The sequence below is a fragment of the Amycolatopsis sp. NPDC043889 genome (assembly GCF_056435645.1).
The window spans coordinates 1-26,261 of sequence record NZ_JBWKEC010000048.1; the positions used below are offsets into that span (position 1 = coordinate 1).

The following is a 26,261-nucleotide window of genomic DNA, read 5'->3' on the forward strand; positions in this document are numbered from 1 at the left end:
CTCGTCCTTGAACTCAGGCGAAAACTTCCGCCGACGCTGAGACACTCAATTCTCCGATCCAGTCTCTCCCACCTTAGTGGGCCGACTGTCCGGAAGGCGCGGGGCACCTCACTTGCCCGAGGTGGTCGGGAATGTGTGGCCGGCGGCGATCGTGCAGACGTGTGTGGTGCATTTGCTGCGGAATACGTTCCGGCTCGCGTCGAAGCGGGACTGGGATGCGTTGAAGAGGGATGTGAAACCGATCTACACGGCACCGAACGCGGCTGCCGCGGCGGCCGCGTTGGATGAACTGGAGGAGGAGTGGGGCGGTGAGTATGGTGCGATGATTCGGCTGTGGCGCAACGTGTGGGAGGAGTTCATCCCGTTTTTGGACTATGATGTGGGGATCAGGCGTGTGTTGTGCTCCACGAACGCGATCGAGTCGTTGAATTCGCGGTATCGTCGTGCGGTGCGGGCACGTCGTCATGTCCCGACGGAACAAGCTGCGCTAAAGTGCTTGTATCTGGTGACCCGGAGTCTGGACCCGACCGGCACCGGGCAGGCCCGGTGGACGATGCGCTGGAAGCCCGCCTTGAACGCTTTCTCGATCACCTTCAGTGACCGCTGGTCGGGCGCTGAGACCTACTGACAACCACGGTCGGAAACACCGTTCGCGTTACAGTCCCGACGCGCAGTCTGTTGAGGTGAGGCTCAGACCCTCGCTTCGGCGATCTCTGCGGGCAGCGATGTCGTCCTGATCGGTAGTCGCCCGTAACACTTCGAGTCGTTCTGCGACTTGTTGAGGCGTTCGGCCGATTCGAGGGTGGGGTAGTGCGTGAGCGACGTTAGCGAGATGGAAAACGCGGTCGTGGAGGTTCCGGTCGCGCTGGCGGCTCCTGCGAGTGCCGTGATGGTGGTCGGTCCTGGCGTGGACGGGGAGGAGTCTGTTGCGGTCTGGCATGTGAGTCCTGAGGGGATGCCGGTCGGGGCGTGGATCTACTCATTGGAGAACCTGCTCGGCTCTCAGGTCGAAGCTCGGCGCCTCCTGACTTTGGTGGAGCGCAGGTCGATCACCGGGATCGTTCCGGGAGATGTGGACGAGGTTCTCGACCGAGTCACCAAGGTTGCTGGAATCGATGTGCAGAAGTGGTGGGCCGCGCAGCGCTTCTCGCCGCTTCAGTGTTTCGCGGACATCGTCGATCGACGGGCGGCGTATGACGAGGCGGTGTCGGTGGCGAAGCGTGAGCTCAAGAATGTGGCTGACGTGGAGTGGAGCCGTGACTTTGTAGCCGTGCGACCGATCGACTTTGATGATTTGCGGTCTCTGTCGAAAGTTCGTCCCGTGGTCGGGTCGACGGCGGTTGGTTCGGGTGCGTTGACCGTGGTCGGGGTGCTGCGATGGCTGGTTCGGCAGTGGTCTGAGACCGAAGGCATTAAGAGACGTCGCTATGTTCGAGAGGCTCACGGGGATGCCGAGCCGTTGCCGCCGTCCTGGCTCGCGTCGGTGCGGGCCGGCATGACGACCAGGCTCCCGCTGTGAGGTCGCTTCGTGGGTTTGCCGTTGTTGATACCGAGACGACGGGGATTCTGCCTGGCTTCCGTCATCGTGTGGCTGAGATCGCGGTCGTCCATGTCGATCTCGCCGGGGAGATCACTCACGAGTGGTCGACTTTGGTGAATCCGGACCGTGATCTTGGTCCGCAGGCTATTCACGGTATCCGCGCTGCTGAGGTGCGTCGTGCTCCGAAGTTCGAGCAGGTCGCCGGCGACCTGCTCGAACTCTTCCGTGGTCGTGTCGTGGTCGCGCACAACTTGCCATTCGATGCCATGCACCTGCACGCTGAATTCGCGCGTCTGGCGGTGGATCTGTCCGGGTATCTGTCAGGCGGTGTGTGCACGATGAGGCTCGCAGGTGCCGTGTTGCCTGGAATGCGACGGTCGCTTGTTGAGTGCTGCAAGGCGGTCGGCATCAATGGCGTGCGATTCCACACTGCGCTTGGGGACGCTGTCGCAGCCGCGCGGTTGTTCGGCTACTTGGTGGAAAGCGGCCCGGAGATGGCTTCGTCTCGGCTGCAGGGCCTGCCGAACGTCCATTGGGATCTACCCGACATGCCACACGGTCTAGTCAAGCCGGTGCGTCGCCAGGCGGCCGCTGCTGCTGAATCGCACTTTCTCGCCCGGCTGGTGGACCGCGTGCCACGGGAGGGTGAGCCCGCAGTCGACGCTTACCTTGCCGTGCTGGATGGAGCCTTACTCGACCGGCAGATCTCGGTATCGGAGGCTGACGCGCTGATCGAAGTCGCCCACGACTTCGGTCTGCACAAAGCGGAGGTCATCGAGGTGCACCATGCGTACCTGCGCGATCTCGCGCGAGTCGCATGGTCGGATGGGCACGTGTCCGTGGAAGAGCGACGAGACCTGGAGGCGGTAGCTGGCCTTCTCGGCCTCGATGCCGACGAGGTTGAGCTTGTTCTCCGTGAAGAACGGGCTGGGTCGGATGCGTGGCATCAGACCCAGGTCGCGGAAGTCAGTATCGGGGGGCTTGTCCTGCACGCTGGTGATCGGATCGTCCTGACAGGAGCCATGCGACGTCAGCGCAGCGAGCTCAAAGCGGAAGCGGAAGACCTCGGCCTCCAGGTGAACAGCTCCGTGAGCAGGAAGACCCGAGTCGTTGCCGCCGCGGATCCCGATTCGTTGTCCGGCAAGGCGAAAGACGCACGCCTTCTGGGAGTTCCCGTCGTGACCGAAGACGCTTTCGTTCGCGCTCTTGAAGCAATGAAGGTGTAACTGAGCTGCCCGTCAGCCGGATATCAACATTTTGTTGAAGGTTGTCGGATACTTCAATCAGTTAAACACTGATCGATCCAGTGGGCGACAGTTGGTAGAATGGCGAAATGCCAACTGCGGACCTGCGTATATTTCGTTGCGAAAGTGGATACGATGCCAATGGGGAACTTGTAGTAGTTCGTGCGAACCTGGACGCGCGCCGGTCGATCGGTGTGTGGGTTCCTAGTCTTCTGAAAGTCAACGCTTTGGCCGCACCACTGCGACGCAGGATGACTTACAGGGTCAAGCAACACGAACTCAACCTTGTCCTCAGCTTCTTAAGCATGTCCAACAGCAAAAGCAGTCGAGTGGGGGCGCGGGTCGCGGACCTGAAATCCGCCGCACGCCACATCGGGGCCTTTGTGACCGAATCGGTGGGAATGGGCATGCTGACCGCGACCGTGAGCGACCACTTCCGATGGTCGGGCAACCATGACGACCTTGAGCATTTCGACGCTCTGCCCGCGAGACTGGCAGGAGACTATCGTCGGCGGGGAGTGCGTCCAGACCTCTTGTTCCTCGACCCGACAACTGGCGTATCCAGGATGGCTGGAGAGGCGCGGGGGCGATCTACTCGACCCCCGAAGAAAATGCGACCGACTGCTGAGCAGCGGCGCCGGCTGAATCAGATGCTCGACTGGTCAGAGCGTCACAGCTACCATCCGGTGACGATGGCATGGACGTGCCTTGGCGGTCCGGCACTGGCGGTCGACCTGTTTGATATGACATTGCCTCCCCACGATCAGCGAAGGGCGCCCTCGGCGCCCGTACCTGAGCCGCCACTTGGCTCCCGAGCGCCCGAAGCAAGGGTGGAGGAACCCCCTCCTATCGCGACGGCTGGTGACGCCTCAGACGATGAGGCAGTTGCTACTCAGGGGGAGCAAATGAATGAGATGCTGTTTGACCGCTCGTCTCCTATGGTTGACGGAACCGACGAGTTAGGTTTCGCAGAGATGGACTTCAGGATGGGAATGCGCGCCTATGTTCCAAATTTTGTAGATTATCTATACGAAACCGCGCCAAAAGACGAGCGTCAAGTCCTCGACGATGAACCCGTTCGAGGTGGTTGGGTGAAGACCGACTTAGTCGGATCGTCGGAAACGCATCTGTTTCTCGGAGTTCTTCGCAGAGAACAGCTGGAGGAGCGCCAAGACATGCTGCGTCGACGCCGCCTGGAAAACGGATGGGCAGACGACATTCAGGTGGACGTCTTCGGTCGGCTTATCGTGGCTGTGGCGTTAGACAGTGCAACGACCCCATCTTGGGAGGAAGTGTCAACTCGATTGGAGTGACGCGCGGACCGTCCAGCGGAGCCTGGGAGTCACTCACAAGCTGAGTGCGCGCGCTACGGCTGGGCTAGAGGGTGGGGTTGTCCGGTCATTGCGGCGAGTGCGGTGGCGACGGTTTGGAGGTCGGCTTTGATGTAGGTGGTGGTGGCGGGGCCGGTGTTGTCGGTGTGGCCTGCGTAGGCGCGTGCGATGCCGTAGCCGTAGTGGCGTTCGACCCAGGTGAGGGTGGTGTGGCGGAGCCAGTGTGTGGAGATGCCTTGGTTGGTGATCCAGGGGAGTTGCTGGCCGAGTCGTTTCCAGAGGTGGTCGTCGCGGCGGGTGGTGAGTGCCCGGCCGTCGCGGTAGCGCAGGAGTTGCTCGCCTGGTTCGAGTGTGCCGCGGGCGGTGGCGTGGTCGGCGAGGCGGCTGGCGAGTAGTGGGCTGATGGGTTGCCAGCGGAGTGTGCCGCCTTCTTCTTTGAGGCGGACGAGGCATTGGGTGTCGAGGTCCGCTAGGCGGAGGCGAGGGCTCCGCCGCGGCGGCAGGCGGTTTCGGTGTGGAGGCGGAGCAGGAGTGCGTCGAGGACGGGGTCGTTGCCACTACAACGGGCGGCGGTGTTGATGTGGTCGAGTTCGGTGGCGGTGAGCGCGCGGCGTGGGCTGGGGAGTCGGCGGGGTTTGGCGACGCGGTGGGCGGGGCTTGCCGCGGCGGGGATGAGGTCGTCGGCGATGGCCCTGTTGAAGATCGCGCGGGCAGCGGCGACGACGTGTTCGCTGGCGTGGCGGCCGTTGCGGGTGTTGCGTCGGGTGCGGGCGTGGGTGGCGGCGTCGTGTTGCATTGCCTCGATGTCGGTGGCGGTGATCTGGTCGAGGCGCCGGTCGCCCCAGGCTGTGGCCATGCGTGTCCAGTAGTTGCCGTAGGTGCGGCTTGCTCCGGGGCCTGCGGCGGCGATGACCTGGGGGAGGTAGTCGGCGAGTGTGGGGATGCCGGGTGTCTCGGCTGGGTTGTCCTGGAGGTCTGCGAGGGTGACGCCCAGTTCGGCGAGTGTTTGGCGGGCGGCGAGGATCTGGGCGGGGTCAGGCGTCATGATCCAGCCCAGTTATCTCGCGGTAGTGGTCGGTCAGGAGGTGAGCGACGGTCGTGCCGGGGTGCACGATGAGCAGTTGTTCGTGGATCGAGGCGGCGAGGACGAGGGGCCGGTCGGGTTCGATACCGCACAGGTGGCGGGCCGCGGCGGGAAGGGTGAGAGCTCCGCGGGCATCGATGGCGTGCGGGCCGGAGGGTTCGGGTGCGATCACGATCAGCCCGTGCAGCGTGTCCAGTGAGAGTCGGCGGCCGGGGTGCCAGCCGAGTGCGCGGAGCAGGAGGCGTTCGTTGACGCGGCCGGTCCGGTCGATGCGGACGGCGCCGATCAGCAGGTCGGGGCCTGATTCCACCGGCAGGCGCGGCTCGGGCAGAGTCGGTAGCCGGGCAGGTTGGGGATGGCGCTGGGTGCTGTCGGGCACCAGTGCCGCTATCAACTGCTCCCGTGGCCGCACGGCTCGTGCGGTCCCGGGGACGCATTGTCCCACCATGCCATGGTGGTGCCCGGAATGATCGACACAAACCCGCGACGCCAGGATCACCCGTTCGTGAGGATTGGGCGAGGCTATTCGAACCTGAGCTAGAAGAAGCCTCTAATTGTTGCACTCGTCGGCGGCAGTCGTGCCACATGGTCCATGTGTCGATGGTTGCCGTGCATGTGTCATCAAGCCTCAAATTTGGCTGGATACACATCGAGCTTCTGTCACCCGCATGCTTCACAGGTGATAACACCAGTCTCAGGATTAGCCCTTGGACACGTCATGTGTCGTATTAGGAGGGCGACTGGTGCCATCCCGTCACTCGAGCGGCGGTCGTTTCCTCACATGCGCGACCGCCACGATCGATGTGGGGAGGTATCCGTGACAAGAGGACGTCGTCGCAAGACTCCGTTCAGGGCTTGGGGAGTGGTTCTCGCGGTCCTGGCATACTATTTTTATTCGGAACGGCTGTGGCAGCCTTTGCTTTTCGCAGTCGCAGCCTTGCTGCTCTACTTGACCGTAGTTCGGCTGACTCGTTGCAGGGTCGAGACGGTCAAGCATCGGCCGTGTCTCTGGCTTGTTCGGGGTATCGCCGGCACGTGCGACTTCCACGTCGGTTACAAGCGCGGGCTTCCTGTTCTTGTCCGCGGTAGGGGTTTTCTTGGGCTTCCGACCTTGATGTGGCCGCGTGACACCTTTGATCGTGGTGCCTTGCCAGAGCGGCAGCCAAGCTCGGCTGTCCGCGGTGCGGCCGCCATGTCTTCGAGGGCGGACAGGCCGGGTTACGACTGGGCGATGATGTCCATCGCCGGGGTGAGCATGTTCGTAGCGATCGCTGCGTTCATCAGAGACCTGATCGCCGGCTGAAGTAATCGGCGAATCGGGCTTGTCGCTGGGCTTCGCCCGCCAGATGCAGTGCTTGGTGGAGCCGGATCAGGCCGCATGGAGACGCCAAGTTGCCCTTCAGTCAGGCGAACGCTCGACGGTTGCTTGATGAACGTCGGACGGAGCGGTTAGTGCGGCCAGGCGTCTCCGATGATCGGAATGGTTGATCAAAGGGGAGCACGATGTTGGTGGGACGACGCGTGGACGGGGATTAACGTTAAGTATACTCGTGAGTTCGTCGCGCACATTTCCGGACATCGCTGGAAACAAGAGGAATCCGGAAACCCTGGCATTACGCAGCGGCCAGGCGGACAGGAACTGGACAAGGTCCAGTAATCACCTCCGGGACGCGGAGGTCGGGGATCGGCCAAGAAGTTGATGCGGTCGGCCTCGCATCCCCGCAACGGATTGTCACGTCAGGGGAGCAGGCGTATGGCGAGTACGGTTCCGTCCGGGTGAATTGATACCGGGCCGCCCCATGAGCTGTCCCAGGAATCGCTGGGCCAGGCGGAGCGGTGCTCGTAGATCTTGTGGCGGTACTGCGTCACTCGTCCGTGAGCCAGGAGATCGAATAATGCGGCACCTACGCCAGAGAAGGCTTCCACGCGAGTGCCGTTCAGTCGGAAGACGTGGTCGGTGCCGACGAAGCGTTTGCCGAGGAGGGTGTGGTTCGCGTCCTGCACGCTACCGGTGGCCGCGTGCGTGAAGCCGATGAAGTGCTTCCGTCCTTGGCGCTCGGTCAAGTACTGGGCGGTCTTTTCGCCATTGCCGGCGAAGGCTGTCAGTCCGGCGGCGGCCGTTCGTGCGAGCACGCGCCCGAACCATTCGTAGTGATCCGGTGTGATATGGAAGCCGGGGATCGAGGTACGGGCTTCGTCACCGTTGGAAGGGAGGTGGATTTGGGGGAAATGGTTGACGTCGCTGAGCTCGGCATCCAGGTCGCTACCCTCAGCGCTGGGATTGGCCAGCCATCCGCCGCTTCCTTCGGCGCAGAGGGCGTGCACGGTGACGTAGCCATCCAAGGGCAGCTCAGTGCTGAAGATCAGGCAGGGGGTCTCGTTCCATGGTCCGACGTGCACCGCCTCGACGTGAGCCGATGCAGACGCGAGTTGGACGTGGGCGTGTGCGGCGTTGCTGTGGTTGCCCTTGCAAGCGATCGGCAGTACTAGCGAAGGCGCTTCCGGCTTCCACAGCTCGGCGAAGAACTGCGGGCGGTACCGGTAGTTCTGTCGTTGTCCCTTGTCTCTGCTAGTCAAGGCCCAGCCTGCGCGCAGCGCCGTGTCCGCGGGCACGATGGAGACGACGCGATCCGGATATCGTTGCGCCAGGAGCCGCCTGGCCAGCGCCAGTGCGAAGCCGACTCCGAGTTCACTCGACTGAACGGCCTTGTAGTAGTCCGCCGTCTCCTTGCCCTCAGCGGATAGCTTCAGGAATGAACCTGTGTCGCCGGTCAGCGCCTGGCTGTACTTCAGTGCGCCCCAGTGCTCGGCGAGTCCGCGCGCGGCGCCTCGTCTGGCCAATGCGATGGCTCGGCCGAGTACATGCAGCACGTCCCACGGTGTCAGCTGCGAGGATCTGTCTCCCCATGCGCGTATCGGATGGAGTTCGGGCTTCCGCCGTAGGACTTCGTCGTCATCTTTGGCGCTGCTCTCCTCGTCCCGCTTCTTTGCGCGCCTTTCGTCGTCGTCGGCTGCGGCGGCGGCCACGGCGCCAACCAAACTGTAATCCGAACGGAGGGAGACGTTCGAGCGTTGCGCGAGATCCCTCAGCACGTGCTTCGCCGGCTTCAACATCATTTTCCTTATGCGCCCTCTACGTCGACCTGGTCGCACTGCCGCGTGATCAACACCGACACGCAACGATACGTTCTCGATCACGGGCGTGGTTCCGCTCAAGGAGTGAGGTATGTCGATGATCTTGGGGTGTAGTCGACGACCAGAGTTTGAACCTTGCCCAACCGCCGTGCCGGACGGAGCCTCCGTCTCGGGTCCGGAAGCGAAAACTGGTGATCGGCATCGCGTTCTGCGCGGTTCTCGTAGTGGGCATGGCTACGTTCATCGTCATTAGGGCCTTTGTCGCCGATGTGTCCGTCGAGCGGCCCCGAGCAGGTGAATCCAGCTACGAACTCGCGTTCGATAGGTCGCCGTCCGTCGGCGGCCGAGGTTCGACCGCTGGCTGGGGAAGAAGGTGTTGACCGACCACGGTCAGACCGTCTACGGAGCCTGTAGTTCGATCGCGAGAGAACCCACGTGCTGGCCGGATGGGTCGTGCGCGATCACGATCAGCCGTGCAACGTGTCCAGTGAGAGCCAGCCGCCGGGGTGCCAGCCGAGTGCGCGGAGCAGGAGGCGGTCGTTGACGCGGCCGGTCCAGTCGATGCGTACGGCACCGATCAGCAGGTCAGGGCCTGATTCCACCGCCAGGTGCGGTTCGGGCAAGGCCGGTTAGCCGGGCAGGTTGGGGATGGCGCTGGGTGCTGTGGGGCACCAGTGCCGCGATCAACTGCTCCCGGGTCCGCACGGCTCGTGCGATCCCGGGGACGCGTTGTCCCACCAAGCCATCGTCGTGCCTCCCACGGCTCCCGCAACCCCTGCGATGTCCGAATCACTCGTCCGTGTCGTAGAGGCAGTAGCTTTCATTCGTCCTCTCGGGATGCGGATCTCCGACCTTCGGCCGCGCACCGAGATTCTTCCAGGCCATGGTGAACAGGCTTGTGTTGAATATGAACGGTATACGGTCCTGTACCGCTCGTGCGGCCTGTGCTGGTCGGAGCAATCCGTGTCCGACGACGGGTCGTTTCTGTTCGCGGACAACTACGTAGCCTTTTCTGCCAGGACCTGCTTCGCGGCCCGTTCACCCGATGCGGCGGCGTCGGCGAGTGAGGGCATGTCGAGCTGGTAGTCGCCGGCCAGGTGGACGGGGCCGAGATTGCGGCGCAGCGTCGGCAGTGAGGTGCGTCCGCCGGGTGCCCAGAACGGCACGACCCGGTGGTGACGCCGGACGATTCCCTCGTCGAGTTTGCCTTCGAGCTCGGGGTAAAGCGAGAGAAGGTCCGCGGTGAATCGGGTGACGATCTCCTCGTCGGTGAGCTCGAACAGGCTGTCGGCCACGGCACCGCCCGCGAAGCAGGCCAGCGCGCCGCCCGGCTTCCGCGGGCCAGGACCGCGCAACGCCGCAGCGTGGTTGAACATCGCCTGGAACGAGAGCTGGGGCGTCGACACAGCGATGTAGTCGTCCCACCGCTGCGGGCCCTCCTCACAGGTGAAGAAGCCCACCACCACGTACCGGCCGTAGCGAATGTCGTCGAACGCTGTGCGGTACCCGGCCGGGAGACTCGGCAGGATCTTCACTGCCACGTCGCCGGGAACGGTGACGATCGCACGGCGGGCACGAATCCGCGCCGGCCCGTTCTCGTCCTCGTAGTCCACGACGACGCCGTCCTCGGTCCACTCGACCGACGTCACCGGCGAGTTCAGCCGCAGGCGATCGCCGAGGTCGGCCGCCAGGATGTCGGTGAGGGTCTGATTTCCCCCTTCCGGCAGGGAAAGGTTGGGAACCTTCGCCGGGTCGGTCAGGAGGATGCCCATCGACATGACGAACTGGGTCGCGGCGGTCTCCTCGGGTTCGCAGCCCATCCATTGCCCGGACCAGGACCGGACCATGTCCCGCGCGACCTCGGAGCCGATTCCTCGCAGTACGTATGATGCGGAGAGGGTGTCGAGCTTCGCGCGGACCCGTTTCGCCAGGCGGTTGTCGGGGTTCATCTGCAGGAACGGTGTCGCGGCGAGGATGCGGGCGCCGACGACCGCCAGTCCGACCCGGTCCATGAAGTTCATGCGGGAGCGGAACATCAGGGCGAGCGGATTCGAGGTGTCGACCTCTTTTCCGTGCAGCGCGAGGGCCACCTTCTTGCCCGCCAAGGTACCCATGCCGACCTGATGGCGTTCGAGGGCTTCGATCAGTGTTCCGGTGCCTTCGGTGAACTGGGTTCCGAGGTTGATCCAGTAGTCACCGCGGCGAACTGACTCCACGCGGCCGCCGGCCCGGCCGGAGGCTTCGAGTACGACGACGTCCCGGTCGGACAGGGTGGTCGCAGCCATCAATCCCGCCATTCCGGCACCGACCACGACGACTTCCGCCGTATGCTCGTGGAGGGATCCGGTCATGTGCTGCTCCGCTCCGGCGTCGACGTCAGCGCCGTGGCGATGGCTCGCACCAGGCGTCTCGTGGCCGTCTTGCTGCTCCGGCTGACCGCCGTGAAGGAGATGTAGCCGTGCATGAGCTCGCGCTCGTGGATCACCTCGGTGGGAACGTCGCTCGCCGTCAGCGCGGCCGCGTAAGCGAGTCCGTCGTCGCGGAGCGGGTCGAAACCGGCGACCGTCACGATGGCGCGGGGAAGCCCTGTCAGATCGCTTGCCAGCAGAGGGGAGACCCGCGGGTCGAGGTGGTCGGTCCCGTCGGGGAGGTAGTGCCCCATGAACCACGTGATCTGTTTGGCCGACAGCGCGGGGGATCCGGCGAACTCGTGCTGGGAGGGACGCCGCTGCGAGATGTCGGTGACCGGCTGGATGAGCACCTGCGCCGTCGGCTGGACGGCTTCGCCACGAAGCCGCTGGCAGAGCACGGCGGCGATGTTCCCTCCGGCGCTTTCACCGGCGACGACGATCCGGTGCGGGTCGATACCCCAGTCGGCCGCGTGCTCGGCGGCGTACCGCCACGCGGCGAGCGCGTCGTCGTGCGCCGCCGGGAACGAGTGCTCGGGTGCGAGTCGGTACTCGACGGACAGGACGTCGGTGCCCGTTCCCCGTGCGAGCATCCGCGCCGGGGCGGCGTAACCGGCGCGGCTCCCCAGTGCGAAACCGCCGCCGTGGAAGAAAAGGATCAAACCCCGGGAAGGGGTGCAGGTGCTGTAGCGGGTCGCCTGCAACCCCTCGCCGAGATCGACCTCCTGCTCGACCGCGCAAGGTGCGATCCGGTCGGCGAACAAGGCGGCGTCGTGTTCGGTCACTTCCCGGGCGGTTGTCACCGGAAGGTCGCTGTAGTCGTCGCCGGCTTCCGTGAGTCTCATCAGGAAGGCGACGTCGGCGGCCATCCGATCGCCTGCGCTGTTGACCGGCGGGCGGACCAGCAGCCTGAGGAGCGGGGCCGGGGTGCGGCTCAGGGAGATGACGAAGGCCCGCTGAAGGCGCTGGCCCAGCGTAAGGTACGCCGCGGTCATGAGTCAGCCGCCGCGCTCGTGAGGTCGGCGGCGGGTGTCCGGACGGAGAAACGGATGTTCCGGTCGACCAGCCGTCCCTTGAACAGCCGGTTGTCCTTCACGAACGTCGTGTGCATCCGCCACGGCAATTCGGTGCCCTGCCGGGGCAGTTCGGGCTTCGCCCGCTGCATGTAGCCCGCGGTGAGGTCGAGGAGATCCGTGGTGGCCAGTCCGTCCGGGGCGACCGGGACCGCGATGTCGTAGCCGTTCGTGTCCATGCGGCGGAGCACGTCGCCGACCAGGCGGCACACGTTGCCCAGCCGGAGGGTCCACGACGCTTTCGTGTAGCCGAGCATCATGGCCCAGTTCGGCATCCCGGAGATGAGGGCGCCGCGATAGAGGACGGCGTCGGACATCTTCACCGGACGACCGTCCACTGTGGGCTGGATGCCGCCCAGCATCTGCATGACGAGGCCGGTCGCGGTGACGATGAGATCGGCCTTCAACGTCTTGCCCGACTGCAGGAGGATGCCGTCCTCGGTGAAGCGGTCGATCCGGTCGGTGACCACCTCGGCGTCGCTGTCGCGGAGTGCCTTGAAGAACTCGCCGTCCGGCGTGACACAGAGGCGCTCGTCCCACGGGGCGTACGGCGGTTTGAAATGGGTGTCCACGTCGACGTCCGCCGGAAGCTCCTTGAGCGTCCACTTGCGCAGCGCCTTCCGCCCGAAGTCGGGGAACTTGCGCAGGGTGCTGACGAGCAGGAAGTCGATCCAGATGTTCTTGCGGCGCGTGGCCGCGTAGCCGAGCTTGGCCCCGAGCAGCTTGGTGAGCCTGAGGGCGATGCCGTCGACCCTCGGCTGGGAGGCGATGTAGCTGGGCGTGCGCTGGAGCATCGTCACGTGTGCCGCGGCGTCGTCTCCCATCAGCATGGCCGGGAGCATCGTCACCGCCGTCGCGCCGCTACCGATGATCACCACGCGTTTGCCGCTGTGGTCGTAGTCTTCGGGCCACTGCTGGGGATGCAGGATGTCTCCCCGGAAATCGTCGCGACCCTCGAAGTGGGGTGTGTACCCCTCTTCGTATCGGTAGTAGCCGGTGGCGCTGAAGACGAAGCGGGCCTTGATGGTCTTCGTGTGTTCGGTGCCGGCGTCGTCGGTCACGGTCACCTGTAGCGTCCACCGCGCCTCGTCGGTGGACCAGTCGGCGGAGGTCACCCGGTGCCGGAGCCGGAGGACCTCGTCCAGGCCGAACTCGCTCACCGTCTCGCCGAGGTATTCGCGGATCAATGGCGCTTCGGCGATCGCGCTCCGGTGCCGCCACGGCTTGAACTCGTAGGCGTAGGTGTGTAGGTCGGAGTCGGACCGGACGCCTGGATAGCGGAACAGGTCCCAGGTCCCGCCGATCGAGTCGCGGGACTCCAGCAGGATGACCTTCTTGTCGGGGAAGTCGGCCATCAGATGCCGGGCCGCACCGATACCGGAGATGCCGGCGCCGATGACGACGATGTCGGCGGACTCCGTCGCGTCTGTGTCCTTCATGCTGTACTTCCTTCTCGGTCTGCGGGTATGACACCGGTCCCGCGGGCACGGGTGGCGACGATGGGCTCGGCGAGGACTTCCGCTCTCCCCGTGTGGTCGAGGGCCCTGGCGATGACGCGCAGCTCGAAGTCGACCGTCCGGCTGCGGTTGCCCTTCGCCGCGAGGCGGGCCTCGACCTCGATGACGTCGCCGCCACGCACCGGCGCCAGGAATTCGACGGACGAGTAACCCGCGAAGAGGCTCTCGTGGCCGTCCGTGACGATCGCGAGATGCGTTCCGGCGTCGCCGAACAGCGCCAGCCCGAACGCTCCGTCGACGAGATTGCCGGCGTAGTGAGCCTCGGAGTAGGCGACATAGCGCTGATGGACGACTTTCATGAGATCTCCCGACCTAGTAGGTCATCCGATTAAGTCAGGTGATCGAGTGTGTGACAACTTTCATCTCTCGTCAAGGGGCGGTTCAGGTGCTCGCCCGAAAGGGGCTGTTGACAAGGCGCGACGGGGCGCTCATCATCTTCGTCAATTGATCGAGTCAAATGACTAACTCGCCAAGATCGAAAGGGCCGACTGATGGCCGAGATCATGACGTTCCCCGAGGCGCCCGTGAGGGAGGGCTCGACTTTCCCCATCACGATCGAAGACGACGCGAGTCCGGTCGTCCGGCTGATCGGGCGCACCTTGCGTGACTCAGCGCGGATCGGTCACGCGCGGGAGGTACTGGGCCGGTCCGGCGGCACCGTGGCGGTCCGCTCCCACGACACCCCGCAGGCCGCGACGATTTCCTTCGGCGGCAAAGCGATTACGGTGACCGGCGGAGTCGTGATCGAGCCGGACGCGACGGTCGTCGTCGATCTGCGGGCGCGCTTCGCTTCTGTGCGGGAGCCCGCCGGTGATGTCGTCCTGGCCACCAGCATCTTGCGCGCATTGAAGCCGCCGCTACCGCACTGGCGCGAGGCCGCCCGGCATTTCTGGGCGGTGACAAGGGAAATCCCAGGTATTCCCGACGTTTTGATCGTCGACGGCCCGGAGCGATGTCGGTTCGGCGACGGGGCGACCGAGTACCTGATGGCGGGACCGCCCGACGTTCTCGCCGGTGTCTTCAGCGGCGCGGACGATTTCGTCGCGTCCTTGGGAGCCGGTCTGCGGGTCAAGGGCACGTTGGCGCAGATGTCGGTCATGACGGCCGCGTCCTGGAGGGTTCGTTTCGATGTCTGATACACGCGCCGTGCGCCTCGAGGCGACGAATCACGACGGAAGCTTTCTGGGCAAGAACGTGTCGATGACGAAGTTCGCCTCGGGCAAGGAATCCGGCTTCGCCTTCGCCGACATCCTGTTCGCGATCGACCTGGGCAACGAGATCGTCCTCGGTGACGCTTTCCCGGACTGGCGCGGCAATCTCTACGACATCCAGATGGTCCCCGACCTGTCGACCCTCGTCGCGTGGAAGCCGGGCCTGGACGCGGTCATCGGCGACTACTGGCTGAAGGACGGCACACCGGTGCCGATCTGCCCGCGGAATCTCGTGCGGAAACTGGTGGCCCGGCTGGCGGTTCTCGGGTACACCGCGACGATCGCCGTGGAGATCGAAGCGACCCTGTTCGAGGAATCCGTTCAAGAGGCGCGAAAACTCGGGTACCGGGATCTGACGCCGTTGGGCGGTGGCACGGGAGCGACGTACCACTTGGCGAGGTCCAAGGACTGGATCGACTACATGGAAGCGGTCGTCGACCGCCTCGATGGCGTCGGTATCGCTTGGGAGGCGTGGACCGACGAGGCCGCCGCTGGGCAGACGGAGCTGAATCTGGCGCCGACGGATCCGATCACGCTGGCCGACTCCTGGGCACGGACCCGGCAGATCATGCGTGAGGTCGCGTTCGACCAAGGCCGCACCGTCACCTTCATGGCCAAGCCGACGGCGGGCTACGGACAAGGCGCCCACATCAACCTTTCGCTCCAGAGCGACGGAGTGAACCGGTTCTTCGCCGAAGACGGCCCGTCCCCGTTGATGCGGCACGCGGTCGGGGGACTGCTGGCCACGATGGAGGGCAACACTTCGCTCGCGTTGCCGCAGATCACCTCCTACCGGCGGCTGGTGGACTTCACCGGACCGCCCACCACCGTGAGCTGGGGCGTCAACAACAAGACGGCCGCGGTGCGCGCCATCATCGGGCACCCCAAGTACTCGCGCCTCGAGTACCGGCTTCCCGGCGCCGACGTCAATCCATACCTGGCACTGGCCGGGGTGTTGGCCGGAGTGCTGGCAGGCATCGAGCGGGAGATCGTTCCGCCGGAGCAGGTCACGGACATGGCGTGGTGCCTGCCCGAAGGCCACGGAGTGACCCGGATCCCGGACACCATCTCGAAGGCCGGTGCGGCCCTGCACGCCGATCCTCTGCTGCGTGAGTACCTCGGCGACGAGTTCGTGGACTTCTGGGTCGCGTCGCGGCGATGGGAGTGGATGGAGTTCCACACCAAAGGCGGCGATCCGTTTGCCGAACTCTCCCAGTGGGAGTCCACCCGCTACTTCGAGTTCCCGTGAGCGCGCGTCCGCTGATCGGCATCACCGGCAGGCGGTTCCGGCTGGAGCTGATCAAGGGAGCCGACGAACGGTACGGCGACCGTTGTCTCGACAGCTACATGTCGGACTTCGCGAGCCGGATCGCGGAGGCCGGCGGGCTTCCGGTGCACCTGTCCTACGACACCGACGTGACGAGCATCTGCCAGCAGCTGTCCGGAGTCGTGATCACCGGCGGGCAGGACGTCCATCCGGCGTTCTGGGGTGGCGACCCGGGAGTGGTCCGTGACGTCGATCCGAGACTGGACCCGATGGCCCACGACGAGGCCCGGGATGAATACGAGATCGCGCTCGCCCGGGCCGCTCTGGGGCGGGGGATTCCCGTGCTGGGCGTGTGCCGCGGCATGCAGGTGCTCAACGTCGCCCTCGGCGGGACACTCGTCCCCGATCTCCCACGGGGGCCGGTGAGTCACCTGTCGGCGGAGGCCGCGCCCTCCGATGGCACCGCTGATCACCTTGTGTCGTTCGAAAAAGGCTCGATCGCCGCCGGCCTGTTCGGCGAGCACGCGATGACCAACTCCTGGCACCACCAGGCCGTCGACCGCTGCGGCACCGGTCTGGTCGTGACCGGGCGGGCGAGTGACGGCGTGATCGAGTCGGTCGAGCTGCCGGGTGCACCGGTGCTCGGAGTCCAGTGGCATCCGGAGTGGATGAAGAGTGAGGACCCGGCGATGACGTGGATCGTGCAGGCCGCGGCGGAGAGGCAGAGGAGCTTGCCATGACCGCGAAAGTGACAGCCGGACAGGCGGGCGACGATCCCGCCGTCCCGACGGTGACCGAGTTGCTGGCGCATCGGGCGCGGGACTCCCCGGAACGGGAGTTCCTGCGGTTCGGCGAGTGGTCCTGGAGCTTCGCCGAGGTCGACGACTGGACCTCCAGGCTGGCCCATCGGCTGATCGAGGTCGACGGTGTCCAGCCTGGCGACCGGGTCGCGGTCATGCTCCCGAACGTCGTGCACTGGCCCGTGGTGTGGCTCGCCGTGCTGAAGGCGGGCGCGGTCGCCGTCCCGATCAACAGCTCCTACCGGCGGGCCGACCTCGCCTTCGTCCTGCGGGACTCGGGCGCGCGCGTCGTGTTCACCGACGCCGATCGCGTGGAGCTGATCGCCGGAGTCATCGCCGATGAGGACGAGCTCACCGGCGTCCGCGTCGTCGATGTCGCCGACGACGGGGCGGAGCCGTTTCCGGCGACACCTCCGGCGGCGCCGATCGACGGCGGGACGCTGGCGAACCTGCAGTACACGTCGGGCACGACCGGTTTCCCCAAGGCGTGCATGCTCACCCACGACTACTGGGTGCGGCTGGGCTGGATCTGCGCGTCGGCGACCGGACTCGGACCTGAAGACGTTCTTCTTACGGCGCAACCATTTTCCTACATGGATCCACAGTGGAACACCGCGCTGGCACTCACGGTCGGCGCCCCGCTGGTCGTACTGCCCCGGTTCTCGGCGTCGACCTTCATGGCCGACGTCCGACGGCACCGCGCGACCTTCTTCTACGTCCTCGGGTCCATGCCGACGCTGCTGTTCAAGCAACCGCCCGCCGCCGAAGACCGCGACAACGACCTCCGGCTCGTGTTCTGCTCCGGCATCCCGGCCGGTCTTCACGCCCAGCTGGAAGAGCGCTGGGGCGCCCCGTGGCGCGAGATCTACGGGATGACCGAGTCCGGGATCGACCTGTTCAGCCCCTTCGCCGACGCAGACGCGGTGGGAAGCGGGAGCCTGGGACGGCCAGTACCGACGAAACAGGTCCGCGTCGTCGACCCCGACGGCACCGAGGTGCCCGACGGCGAGGCCGGTGAGCTGATCATCGCGGGCACGCCGATGATGAACGGCTACTGGAACCGCCCTGAGGACACCGCCCGGGTGCTGCGGGACGGCTGGCTCCACACCGGCGATGTCGTCGTCCGCCACCCGGACGACGGAATCCGGCTGGTCGGCCGGATCAAGGACATGGTGCGACGCGGCGGCGAGAACGTCGCGAGCGTCGAGGTCGAAGCCGCACTGGAGCGGGACGACCTGGTGGTCTCGGCCGCCGTCGTCGCCGAACCCGACGAGACCCTCGGCGAGGAGGTCAAGGCTTTCGTCCAGCTGGCGGCGGGAGTACAGCCCGATCGTGCGACCGCCGAACGGATCGTCGAGCGGGCGGGCAAGGAACTCGCGCGCTTCAAGGTGCCGCGCTACCTCGAGTTCGTCACCGACTTCCCCCGCACTCCGTCCGAACGCATCGCCAAACCGGCCCTCAAGGCCCGAGCCGCGGACGACCCCGGCGTGATCTACGACCTCGGCGCGCGACGGGGATTCCTCGGCGTCGAAGTCGTCCGGGACGTCGCGGTGCTGACCCTCCGGCGCCCCGAGAAGCTCAACGCCCTGGACGTCGCCACCCGGCGCCGGCTGGCGAGCGTCATTCGCGAATTCGGTACGGGCGAGAGCGTGCGCGGGATCGTGCTCACCGGTGAGGGCCGAGCCTTCTCCGCGGGCGAAGACCTCCAGAGCGCTCCGTCCACGGACGCCGGGATGCGGGAAGCGTTCGCGAGTTTCCACGACATCACCAGGGCGATTCTGGAGACACGGGTGCCCGTGATCGCGGCCGTCAACGGAATCGCGGTCGGGGGAGCCTCGGAGATCACCCTGTGCTGCGACACCCGCATCGGCACCCCGCAAACCGAGTACTACCAACCGGAAAACGGCCGGGGCATCACGATCTCGAACGCCTCCAGCGTGCTGCTGAGGCGGCTCGTCGGGAACCACGCGATGCGCGTGGTGCTTGGCTCTCCGCGTGTCCGGGCCGACGAAGCCCTGCGGATCGGCCTTCTCGACGAGATCGTCGAGCCCGGAGCCCTGATCGGCCGCGCCATCGACACCGTCATCGAGTGGACACCCGAGGGGAACACGACGGCCCTGCACCTTGCGCTCCTGCGCCCGTCGGCAGAGGACGTCGAAGCGGCCTTCGCCCGTGAAGACCTCGCCGCGACCCAGGCATGGGAGAGCGGGGTTCTGACCGCGGGCATCCAGCGCTTTTTGTCCACTGACAAAGAATCCGTAGAGGAGACGTCGACATGATCGACACCGAGGCCGCGGTGCTGACAGCCGTCGGCGAACCGCTCGAACTGACCGTCATCCGGGTGGACGACCCGGAGCCGCACGAGGTGCGCGTCGCGGTCACGAACGTGGGGCTGTGCCACAGCGACCTGCACTACATGACCGGAACGGTGCCGACCGGCCTGCCGGTCGTCGTCGGGCACGAGGTGGCGGGCGTGGTCGAGGCGGTCGGTTCCCAGGTGTCCGGGCTGCGACCGGGCGACCGCGTCGTCGGCGCGCTGACGCCCTCCTGCGGCCGCTGCGCGAACTGTGAGGCGGGACGGTCGACCCAGTGCGGGCGGGTGGAGGAGATCCGCCGACGTCCTCGGCCCGCGTTCCAGACCACCGACGGCGAGCCGATCGAGCGGCTCGGCGACATCGGGGCGTTCTCCCGGCACGTCCTCATGCGCGAGAACTCGCTGGTGAAGCTCCCCGACGACGTTCCACTCCACGTCGGCTGCCTCCTGGCCTGCTGCGTGATCACCGGTGTCGGCGCCGTCTTCCGCGGCGCCCGCGTGCGACCGGGCAGCACGGTCGCGGTCATCGGGTGCGGCGGCGTCGGCTCGGCCATCATCCAAGGCGCCAGGCTCGCCGGAGCCTCGGCCATCGTCGCGATCGACCTGGACGACGCCCGGCTCAAGGCCGCGCGCGGCTACGGCGCCACCCACGTCATCAACGGCGGGGACGGCGATCCGGTCGCGGAACTCCATCGCCAGCTGGGCGGCGGAGTGGACTACGCCTTCGAAGCGGTCGGCTCGGCTCGCACCGCGGCGAGGGCGTTGGCCCTCGTGCGCCCGACGGGGACGGCGTGCCTGGTCGGGATCGCTCCCGGAGGCACCGAGCTCAGCATCCCCGCATCGGACTTCTTCTTCGAGGAGAAGCGACTCATCGGCTCTTACATGGGCTCGGGCCAGGCACGGCAGGACATCCTCCAGCTCGCCCGCCTGTACCAGCAGGGACGCCTGCTGCTCGACGAGATGGTCACGCGCGTCATCCCCTTCGGCGAGATCAACGAAGGCTTCGAGGCGATGAAATCCGGCGACGTGACCCGCATCGTCGTCGATCTCCAATCCTGACCGGCGAAGGAAACGTGAAGATGAGCAACGAGATTCCCCGGCCGGTGAACTACATCGCCGACACCTGGAGCGAAGCCGAGACGATCCCCGACGCGTGGAACGTCGACCCCAACACGCGCCAACCCGTCCACCGCTCCGTCACGACGGCACCCGACGACGTCGAACGCGCGCTGCGGCACGCGGAGCGCGTATACGACGTCGGCCGCTGGGACGAGGACGCCCGGCGCGAGCGCGCCGAGATGCTGGAGCGCGTCGCCGACATCGTCGAGAGCCGCACCGAAGACATCGCCCGCACGGACTCGCTGACCAGCGGCACACCGATCAGCGGCACGCGCAAGGTCGCGGCCTTCCTGCCCGCGAGGATCCGGGCATCGGCGGCGGATCTGGTGACCATCCCGCGTGTCACCGCGCTGGCGGCAGGCGGCCGGGACGTCCGCCTCTACAAGGTGCCGTGGGGGCCCGCCGCGATCCTCACACCGTGGAACGGTCCCAGTTTCATCCCCGCGGCCAAGATCGCGAGCGCGATAGCCGCAGGGTGTCCCGTCATTCTCAAACCCTCAGAGCACGCGCCCGGCAGCGCGCAGATCATCGTCGAGTCCTTCATTGAGGCGGGCCTGCCCAGCGGCGCGCTGCAACTCGTGCACGGTGCCGGAGACGTCGGCGCCAGGCTGACCACCGACCCCCGCGTCAAGATCGTCTCGTTCACCGGCGGGCCCGCCGCCGGGCGCGCCATCGCGCGGGCGGGAGCGGAGGACTTCAAGGTCTTGCAGCTGGAGCTCGGCGGGAACAATCCGGTACTCGTGCTCGACGATGCAGACCTCGACGTCACCGCGGACGGCATCCTCGACGGCATGACCAAGCTCAACGGTCAATGGTGTGAGGGACCGGGCAAGATCCTCGCGCACCACAGCCTGGTCGACCCTCTTCTCGAAGCATTGACCGAGCGGACCGCCAAGCTCGTCGTCGGCCATTCTCTCGACGAAGACGCCCAGATCGGGCCGATCTCCAACGCCCCGCACTTCGAGACCCTCAAGAGCAGGATCGAAGGGCTGCGCGACCTCGGAGCGACCCTCCACCAGCCTGCTCGGCTGCCCGAGCTCGATGGCTACTTCCTGTCGCCGACCATCGCCGTCGGTGCCGACCCCGCCCAGGCCACGGCCGAGCTGTTCGGTCCGCTCGTTTCGCTACACGCCGTGGACTCCGACGAAGAGGCGTTGCGGATCGCCAACGCCCACCCCTCAGGTCTCGATGCCTACGTGTTCGGCGCCGACACCGACCGCGCGATCGACGTCGGCTCCCGCATCCTGTCCGGCGAGGTGCGCGTCAACGGCGCCAAGATCGCCGACCTCGGTGACGACTCGGCTCAGAGTTTCTGGGGCCCGGCAGGCATGGGCGGCCACGGTCCGGCGGAGTCGGTGCGTGTCTTCTGCGGCGACAGGGTCGTCGGTGTCGATTCGCCCGACCTACCGTTGTGAGGGCGCCATGGGCGTGGAGCCGAGCCGGGCCGCGAGCCAGCTGTCGAGAACCGACGTGGTGAGCTCCATCTGCCCCAGCGCGGCGGTCCGATCCCCGTAGGTCAACCAATTCACGGCGAAACCGTCGGCCAAGGCGGCGATGACGAAAGCGATCTCGTCGATGACTTCCGGTTCTACCGGGTGGTCCGAGGCGGCGTCGCGAAGCCTGGCGCGTGCGGTCTCGAGGGCCTTGTCGTACACCGCGACACCGCGGCCTCCGTGCTGGCGCCGTGCCCAACTGATGAGTTCCATCGTCGCAGCGGTGAAGCTGGCCGACTCGAGATAGCACTCCATGACTCCGCGCAGGAGCCGTCGAGCAGTCTCCCGCACGTCGCTGGGGGAGTCGTTGTCTTCGAGCGCGTCGCGGTACCTGCCTGCCACGAACTCGTAGACATCGGCGAAGAGATCCTCTTTGGAGTCGTAGCAGTAGTGCAGCATCGCGAGGTTCGCCTGGGCCTCCTCGGCGATCCGCCTGGTCGTCGCGCCTTCGATGCCGTGGGTCGCGATGACCTCCACCGCGGCCTTGATGAAGTCGCTGCGCCGTTGGGCGGCGGAGATCCGTGGCACGAAGTCCTCCGGTGCACGTAGTTGGACGCTTGATTAAGTCAACGCCAGCCTAGCAGTGAAAGTTCTTAGTCAAGCGACTTGATCGTATGGCTAAGTCCGGCGTACCCTATGGGCCGGATCACAAATCCGCGCAGCGTCCCCAGGGCTTCGGCCGCCGGCCCGAAAACCGCCTTCAGCTCAGAGGCGAAGGCACGACTCGAAGGAATCAAGGACATGAAGGACCTGCTCTTCATGCTGGCCGATCTCTGGATGATCTTCGCCGGCTTCTTCTTCGGCTGGAAATTCATCCGGCGCTACGGCAACTACCTGCTCGGCCTGGAGTGGATGATCGTCGCCACGTCGGGCTCGAACTTCCTCCTCTGGGCGCTCCTGGGCGGAGACGAGGACAGCTTTCTGTACAGCATCGCGTACTTCTTCGACGCCTTCTCGCGCTCCGTCGGCATCACCCTCATCCTCGTCATGGGCCTGATGCGCGTGACGCACCGCTACAAGCCCTCTGTCGCGGTCGACGTCGGCGTGTTCGCGCTCGCCGCCGTCGCCGGGCTGTACCTCCAGCAGTTCCGCGCCGACAAGCTGCACCTCGGCCCGGCGACGTTCTACGTCGTGGTCAACGTGCTCACGACGATCTTCCTCGCCTACTTTGTTTGGCGGCTTTGGTGCATCGGCGCCAAAAAGCAGGCTCTCGGCACGGCGCTGGTCACCCTTGCGGGATCCGTCATCGCGATCACGTATGACTTCTTCCCGATCCCGGGCGACGACGCGCACCGAACGCTGTTCTACACCGCGGCGCTGGCGACCTGGGGATTCCAGATGTTCGTGTGCTTCTTCGCCTATCGGGCCCTGCACGACCACAACGTGGCGGCGGGTGTCGAGCCGTCGTCGCGCGAGCAGAGCGTGGCGAGGGCCTGAGCGATGAAGACCGACAACGTCGAGTACACCGCCTTCAGCGGTTGGGTCGATCCGCCTGAGGATGTCCTGCCTTCCCTGGCCGAGGACCTCGCCTGCGACGTCGCGGTCGTCGGCGGCGGCCTCGGCGGCATGTCGACGGCGCTGCGGCTGGCCGAACGCGGGCAGGATGTGGTGCTGCTGGAGGCCGAATTCTGCGGGCACGGCGCCAGTTCCCGCAACGCCGGGCAGCTGGCGGGTGCTCCGGGCGGAGATCTTCAGCTGCTGAATCTCCTCTATCGCAAGAAAATGCCCGGCATGATCCGCCTTGCCGAGCGTGCCGCGCACCACGTCGAGGGCCTGATCGAGAAGCACGACATCGACTGCGACTACGAACGGACAGGCAATGTCTTCGCGGCGACGTCCCGTGGCCAGCTGGGCCGCGTGCGCCGGGTGACCAAGATCCTTCGGCGCGTCGGCGCCGACGTGGAACTGGGCACGAGCGACGAGCTCGGAATCCCCCAGGGATTTCTCGGCGGTATGCGCGAAAAGGTCGGCGGGATCATGAATCCCGGCCGATTCACCTTGGGGCTGCGACGTGTCCTGCTCCGCACCTCCGCGCGAGTCTTCGAGCAGACGAAGGTCACCGACGTCACGCGCGACCGCGGCCAGATGGTCATCGCCACCCCTCGGGGTGAAGTGCGGGCGAACAAGGTGGTGCTGGCGACGAACGCGTACGCGGGGGAGTGGGACATCACGCCGCCGCGGCTTTCCGTGCCCATCTGGGTCATCGAGGTGGAGACCGAGCCCATCGACCCCGCCCGGTTGGCGGCGCTGGGGTGGAGCAGCCGCTCCGGACTCGTCACCCAGCACAACATCATGGAGAACTACCACCTGACACCGCGGAACACCATCGTCTTCGGCGTCCGGCGGCTCGAACGCGGCAGGACATATCCACTCCCGCCGAAGGAACCGGACCCGGCCCTCGTCGAAGAACTCGCCGAAGCCTTCGCGACCCGGTTCCCGGCGCTCTCCGACGTCGCGATCGATCGCGCGTGGGGAGGATGGATCGCGATCACGTCGTCCTGGCTGCCCGTCGCCGGGCAGATCGACGACGGCGTTTATTACTCGATCGCCTGCAACGGCCACGGTCTGGCTCAGGCCCCTTATGTCGGCTCCCTCATCGCCGACCTGATCGTCGACGGCGAGCGACACGAAGACCTGGCGGGATTGTGGCAAAAGAAGCCCAAGTTCCCGCGCCCGCTGATGATGAGTCCGTTGGGGCTTCGCGCCATCTGGACCGTCGACCGCTTCAACGATTTCGTGAATGGAAGCAGGCGTAACGCTCGACGAGGATCGGTGAGGACCTTGCGGAGAAACGCGTCATAAGGTCATCTCGGCAATCCCTTCCACAGGGAGACGTGCACGCGGTCGTGCTAAAACCCTTCACGGCGTGTGACGCCTTCCAGAGACTGACCTCGACCGATCGGCCCGGGACATCGGAGTCAGGCTGCCCACGACGACCTCGACTCGCTCGGCCACGAGCGGGCGGGTTGATGGAAGCAGCAGACAGGTCCCTTCTTGCGGAGGCTGGAGGAACTGCCCTCCGTAAGAGGGTTGCGAGGCGTCTCAGCCAGGGCCATGAGGCGGTCGATCGGCCTCAGGCATTCGATGCCTTGCTTTGGGTTCTCGTTCTGGCTTTGCCGAAATCGGCCGGCCGGTGTTCGAGGAACGCGGTGATCCCTTCCGATCCTTCCGCGGTATCGGCCAGTGCGGCGATCTGACGGGCTTCGTTGTCGAGATGCGGCTCCAGTGTCGTAGTCGGAGCTTCGCGGACGAGGCGGGCGGACGCGGCCAGCGCCTGCCGTGGCCCACGGGCCAGCGAGTGGGCCAACTTGCAGGCGTCATCGAGGGGGTTGTCGGTCACGCGGCTGACCAGGCCGTAGCGCTCGGCCGTGCCGGCGTCGAGTTGGCGGTTGGTGAGGATGAGGTCGGCGGCTCGGGCGGGTCCGAGGGTTCTGGTCAGGATCCAGGAGACGCCGCCGTCGGGTGAGAGCCCTGCCGCGGTGTAGGCGGTGCGGAAGCGGGCGTCGCTTCCGGCGATGACGATGTCCGCGGCGAGCGCGATGCCGAGACCGCCGCCTGCACACGCTCCTTGGACGGCGCTGATGACCGGCATCTTCAGCGTACGAAGGCCGCGAATGGCGGCGTGGGCGGCGTGGGCGACTTTTCCGACGAGGGCTCCCGGGGTCGTGGTGTCCGCGAAGGTGCGGAGATCGCCGCCGACGCAGAATGAGTCACCTTCGGCGTAGAGCACGGTGGCGCCGAGATCGGGCATGGCGGCCACGGTGCGGACAGCTTCCGCCAGCGCCGTGGCGAGCTCCAGGTCGATCGCGTTCTTCCGTTCGGGGACAGCGAGTCCGATGCGGGCGACACTGTCCCCGCAGTCGAGGCGCACGGGTTCGCGGCTCATGGATGTACCTCAGGGGGTGTCGTAGCGGGTGTGTGGTGGCGTGACGGGTGGGCGGACACGGCGCTAGCGCGGGGCCATGCGGATGGCTCCGTCGAGCCGGATCGTTTCGCCGTTGAGCATGGGGTTGGCGATGATGTGCTCGACAAGCGCGGCGTACTCGTCGGGATCGCCGAGCCGCGCGGGATGCGGCACCTGTGCGCCCAGTGAAGCTTTCGCCTCGTCGGGCAGGCCGGCCAGCAGGGGAGTGTCGAACAGCCCGGGTGCGACGGTCATGATCCGGACCTGTTTGGCGGCGAGGTCGCGGGCGATGGGCAGGGTCATACTCGCGATCCCGCCCTTGGACGCGGAGTACGCGGCCTGGCCGACCTGGCCGTCGAACGCGGCGACCGACGCGGTGCACACGATCACGCCACGTTCCTCGCCCACCGCGTCGTGGGCGAGGATGCGTTCGGCGGCGAGCCGGGTGATTGAACGTGCCGATCAGGTTGACCTCGATGACCTTGCGGAACTGAGCCAGCGGGAACGGGCCGTCCTTGCCGACGGTCTTGTAGGCGTTGCCGATTCCCGCGCAGTTGACGGCCACGCGCAGCGGGCCGAGCTGCTCGGCCACGTCCAGCGCGGCGGCGACCGCGGCCTCGTCGGTCACGTCGGCGGGTGCGAACCGTGCGGCGGCGCCCAGTTCCTGCGCGGCCTGCTCACCGGAAGACGAGGACAGGTCGAGCAGGACGACGTTCCCGCCCGCCTGCACGATGCGGCGTGCGGTGGCCAGGCCCAGCCCGGAGGCGCCGCCGGTGACGATCGCGACGGTTCCTGTGATGTCCATTGTGGATGTCCTTTGT

Annotated in this window: 22 protein-coding genes and 2 pseudogenes; 13 read left to right on the forward strand and 11 right to left on the reverse strand. The window is 66.2% G+C overall.

The window, feature by feature from the left end; translation table 11 throughout:
* Nucleotides 1-100: 100 nt before the first annotated feature.
* The 5 genes and pseudogenes from AC0685_RS41145 to AC0685_RS41165 all read left to right on the forward strand — a co-directional run.
* Nucleotides 101-628, forward strand: a pseudogene (locus AC0685_RS41145) (transposase); the annotation flags it as partial.
* Nucleotides 629-814: 186 nt separating this feature from the next.
* Nucleotides 815-1,519, forward strand: a complete 705-nt coding sequence (locus AC0685_RS41150) for a DUF6218 family protein (protein ID WP_478230457.1) — start codon at nt 815-817, stop codon at nt 1,517-1,519.
* On the forward strand, nt 1,516-2,766 hold the full coding sequence (locus tag AC0685_RS41155) for a 3'-5' exonuclease (RefSeq protein ID WP_478230458.1): 1,251 nt from the start codon (nt 1,516-1,518) through the stop codon (nt 2,764-2,766). The genes AC0685_RS41150 and AC0685_RS41155 overlap by 4 nt, the downstream gene beginning before the upstream one ends.
* Before the next feature lie 323 nt (nt 2,767-3,089).
* Nucleotides 3,090-4,097: a hypothetical protein gene (locus tag AC0685_RS41160; protein ID WP_478230459.1), complete on the forward strand. Its 1,008-nt coding sequence runs from the start codon at nt 3,090-3,092 to the stop codon at nt 4,095-4,097.
* 254 nt (nt 4,098-4,351) lie between these two features.
* Nucleotides 4,352-4,510: a hypothetical protein gene (locus AC0685_RS41165; protein ID WP_478230460.1), complete on the forward strand. Its 159-nt coding sequence runs from the start codon at nt 4,352-4,354 to the stop codon at nt 4,508-4,510.
* 74 nt (nt 4,511-4,584) lie between these two features.
* Here AC0685_RS41165 and AC0685_RS41170 read toward each other — a convergent pair whose 3' ends face one another.
* The 8 genes from AC0685_RS41170 to AC0685_RS41205 form a co-directional block, all read right to left on the reverse strand.
* The gene (locus AC0685_RS41170; protein ID WP_478230461.1) at nt 4,585-5,160 is read right to left on the reverse strand and encodes a hypothetical protein; all 576 of its coding nucleotides are present in this window, start codon (nt 5,158-5,160) and stop codon (nt 4,585-4,587) included.
* Nucleotides 5,150-5,578: a hypothetical protein gene (locus AC0685_RS41175; RefSeq protein ID WP_478230462.1), complete on the reverse strand. Its 429-nt coding sequence runs from the start codon at nt 5,576-5,578 to the stop codon at nt 5,150-5,152. Before AC0685_RS41175 ends, AC0685_RS41170 begins: the two co-directional genes overlap by 11 nt.
* 1,358 nt (nt 5,579-6,936) lie before the next feature.
* Nucleotides 6,937-8,316, reverse strand: coding sequence for a hypothetical protein (locus AC0685_RS41180; protein ID WP_478230463.1), 1,380 nt, complete (start codon nt 8,314-8,316; stop codon nt 6,937-6,939).
* Between the two features lie 485 nt (nt 8,317-8,801).
* The gene (locus AC0685_RS41185) at nt 8,802-8,957 is read right to left on the reverse strand and encodes a hypothetical protein (protein WP_478230464.1); all 156 of its coding nucleotides are present in this window, start codon (nt 8,955-8,957) and stop codon (nt 8,802-8,804) included.
* Nucleotides 8,958-9,332: 375 nt separating this feature from the next.
* Nucleotides 9,333-10,685, reverse strand: coding sequence for a flavin monoamine oxidase family protein (locus tag AC0685_RS41190; RefSeq protein WP_478230465.1), 1,353 nt, complete (start codon nt 10,683-10,685; stop codon nt 9,333-9,335).
* Nucleotides 10,682-11,737, reverse strand: coding sequence for an alpha/beta hydrolase (locus tag AC0685_RS41195; RefSeq protein ID WP_478230466.1), 1,056 nt, complete (start codon nt 11,735-11,737; stop codon nt 10,682-10,684). The genes AC0685_RS41190 and AC0685_RS41195 overlap by 4 nt, the downstream gene beginning before the upstream one ends.
* The gene (locus tag AC0685_RS41200; protein WP_478230467.1) at nt 11,734-13,254 is read right to left on the reverse strand and encodes a flavin-containing monooxygenase; all 1,521 of its coding nucleotides are present in this window, start codon (nt 13,252-13,254) and stop codon (nt 11,734-11,736) included. Before AC0685_RS41200 ends, AC0685_RS41195 begins: the two co-directional genes overlap by 4 nt.
* Complete coding sequence (locus AC0685_RS41205) at nt 13,251-13,631, reverse strand: hotdog domain-containing protein (RefSeq protein WP_478230468.1); 381 nt, start codon at nt 13,629-13,631, stop codon at nt 13,251-13,253. The genes AC0685_RS41200 and AC0685_RS41205 overlap by 4 nt, the downstream gene beginning before the upstream one ends.
* A gap of 192 nt (nt 13,632-13,823) precedes the next feature.
* On the opposite strand from AC0685_RS41205, the gene AC0685_RS41210 reads away from it, so the two are divergent.
* Genes AC0685_RS41210 through AC0685_RS41235 form a run of 6 tightly spaced genes read left to right on the forward strand, consistent with a single transcriptional unit; the run spans nt 13,824 to nt 21,458 of the window.
* The gene (locus tag AC0685_RS41210) at nt 13,824-14,468 is read left to right on the forward strand and encodes a hypothetical protein (RefSeq protein ID WP_478230469.1); all 645 of its coding nucleotides are present in this window, start codon (nt 13,824-13,826) and stop codon (nt 14,466-14,468) included.
* Nucleotides 14,461-15,792 (forward strand): glutamine synthetase family protein, encoded by a 1,332-nt coding sequence (locus AC0685_RS41215; protein WP_478230470.1) that lies wholly within the window; start codon nt 14,461-14,463, stop codon nt 15,790-15,792. The genes AC0685_RS41210 and AC0685_RS41215 overlap by 8 nt, the downstream gene beginning before the upstream one ends.
* Nucleotides 15,789-16,550 (forward strand): gamma-glutamyl-gamma-aminobutyrate hydrolase family protein, encoded by a 762-nt coding sequence (locus AC0685_RS41220; RefSeq protein WP_478230471.1) that lies wholly within the window; start codon nt 15,789-15,791, stop codon nt 16,548-16,550. The genes AC0685_RS41215 and AC0685_RS41220 overlap by 4 nt, the downstream gene beginning before the upstream one ends.
* The gene (locus AC0685_RS41225) at nt 16,547-18,889 is read left to right on the forward strand and encodes an AMP-binding protein (RefSeq protein ID WP_478230472.1); all 2,343 of its coding nucleotides are present in this window, start codon (nt 16,547-16,549) and stop codon (nt 18,887-18,889) included. Before AC0685_RS41220 ends, AC0685_RS41225 begins: the two co-directional genes overlap by 4 nt.
* Entirely contained in the window at nt 18,886-19,983 is a 1,098-nt protein-coding gene (locus AC0685_RS41230) for a Zn-dependent alcohol dehydrogenase (protein WP_478230473.1), read from the forward strand. The genes AC0685_RS41225 and AC0685_RS41230 overlap by 4 nt, the downstream gene beginning before the upstream one ends.
* A 20-nt stretch (nt 19,984-20,003) precedes the next feature.
* On the forward strand, nt 20,004-21,458 hold the full coding sequence (locus AC0685_RS41235) for an aldehyde dehydrogenase family protein (RefSeq protein ID WP_478230474.1): 1,455 nt from the start codon (nt 20,004-20,006) through the stop codon (nt 21,456-21,458).
* On the opposite strand, the gene AC0685_RS41240 is transcribed toward AC0685_RS41235, so the two are convergent.
* Nucleotides 21,447-22,064 (reverse strand): TetR/AcrR family transcriptional regulator, encoded by a 618-nt coding sequence (locus AC0685_RS41240; RefSeq protein WP_478230475.1) that lies wholly within the window; start codon nt 22,062-22,064, stop codon nt 21,447-21,449. The genes AC0685_RS41235 and AC0685_RS41240 overlap by 12 nt on opposite strands.
* 213 nt (nt 22,065-22,277) lie before the next feature.
* Between AC0685_RS41240 and AC0685_RS41245 the strand changes: the two genes are divergently transcribed.
* On the forward strand, nt 22,278-22,973 hold the full coding sequence (locus AC0685_RS41245) for a transporter (protein WP_478230476.1): 696 nt from the start codon (nt 22,278-22,280) through the stop codon (nt 22,971-22,973).
* A 3-nt stretch (nt 22,974-22,976) separates the two neighbouring features.
* Nucleotides 22,977-24,338 carry an NAD(P)/FAD-dependent oxidoreductase gene (locus AC0685_RS41250; protein WP_478230477.1) on the forward strand — a complete coding sequence of 454 codons (1,362 nt, stop codon included), beginning with the start codon at nt 22,977-22,979 and terminating at the stop codon, nt 24,336-24,338.
* 271 nt (nt 24,339-24,609) lie between these two features.
* Here the strand turns inward: AC0685_RS41250 and AC0685_RS41255 are convergent, their stop codons facing one another.
* Both AC0685_RS41255 and AC0685_RS41260 read right to left on the reverse strand, forming a co-directional pair.
* Nucleotides 24,610-25,422 carry an enoyl-CoA hydratase/isomerase family protein gene (locus tag AC0685_RS41255; RefSeq protein ID WP_478230478.1) on the reverse strand — a complete coding sequence of 271 codons (813 nt, stop codon included), beginning with the start codon at nt 25,420-25,422 and terminating at the stop codon, nt 24,610-24,612.
* Between the two features lie 63 nt (nt 25,423-25,485).
* Nucleotides 25,486-26,245 (reverse strand): annotated as a pseudogene (locus AC0685_RS41260) (SDR family NAD(P)-dependent oxidoreductase).
* Nucleotides 26,246-26,261 lie beyond the last annotated feature (16 nt).

What these genes read in the sequence shown, in the direction of transcription:
- AC0685_RS41200 (WP_478230467.1), bottom strand. Translation starts at nt 13,254, where the DNA reads ATGAAGGACACAGACGCGACGGAGTCCGCCGACATCGTCGTCATCGGC.
- AC0685_RS41215 (WP_478230470.1), top strand. Translation starts at nt 14,461, where the DNA reads ATGTCTGATACACGCGCCGTGCGCCTCGAGGCGACGAATCACGACGGA.
- AC0685_RS41210 (WP_478230469.1), top strand. Translation starts at nt 13,824, where the DNA reads ATGGCCGAGATCATGACGTTCCCCGAGGCGCCCGTGAGGGAGGGCTCG.
- AC0685_RS41205 (WP_478230468.1), bottom strand. Translation starts at nt 13,631, where the DNA reads ATGAAAGTCGTCCATCAGCGCTATGTCGCCTACTCCGAGGCTCACTAC.
- AC0685_RS41180 (WP_478230463.1), bottom strand. Translation starts at nt 8,316, where the DNA reads ATGATGTTGAAGCCGGCGAAGCACGTGCTGAGGGATCTCGCGCAACGC.
- AC0685_RS41255 (WP_478230478.1), bottom strand. Translation starts at nt 25,422, where the DNA reads ATGAGCCGCGAACCCGTGCGCCTCGACTGCGGGGACAGTGTCGCCCGC.
- AC0685_RS41230 (WP_478230473.1), top strand. Translation starts at nt 18,886, where the DNA reads ATGATCGACACCGAGGCCGCGGTGCTGACAGCCGTCGGCGAACCGCTC.
- AC0685_RS41160 (WP_478230459.1), top strand. Translation starts at nt 3,090, where the DNA reads ATGTCCAACAGCAAAAGCAGTCGAGTGGGGGCGCGGGTCGCGGACCTG.
- AC0685_RS41245 (WP_478230476.1), top strand. Translation starts at nt 22,278, where the DNA reads ATGAAGGACCTGCTCTTCATGCTGGCCGATCTCTGGATGATCTTCGCC.
- AC0685_RS41170 (WP_478230461.1), bottom strand. Translation starts at nt 5,160, where the DNA reads ATGACGCCTGACCCCGCCCAGATCCTCGCCGCCCGCCAAACACTCGCC.
- AC0685_RS41235 (WP_478230474.1), top strand. Translation starts at nt 20,004, where the DNA reads ATGAGCAACGAGATTCCCCGGCCGGTGAACTACATCGCCGACACCTGG.
- AC0685_RS41195 (WP_478230466.1), bottom strand. Translation starts at nt 11,737, where the DNA reads ATGACCGCGGCGTACCTTACGCTGGGCCAGCGCCTTCAGCGGGCCTTC.
- AC0685_RS41190 (WP_478230465.1), bottom strand. Translation starts at nt 10,685, where the DNA reads ATGACCGGATCCCTCCACGAGCATACGGCGGAAGTCGTCGTGGTCGGT.
- AC0685_RS41225 (WP_478230472.1), top strand. Translation starts at nt 16,547, where the DNA reads ATGACCGCGAAAGTGACAGCCGGACAGGCGGGCGACGATCCCGCCGTC.
- AC0685_RS41250 (WP_478230477.1), top strand. Translation starts at nt 22,977, where the DNA reads ATGAAGACCGACAACGTCGAGTACACCGCCTTCAGCGGTTGGGTCGAT.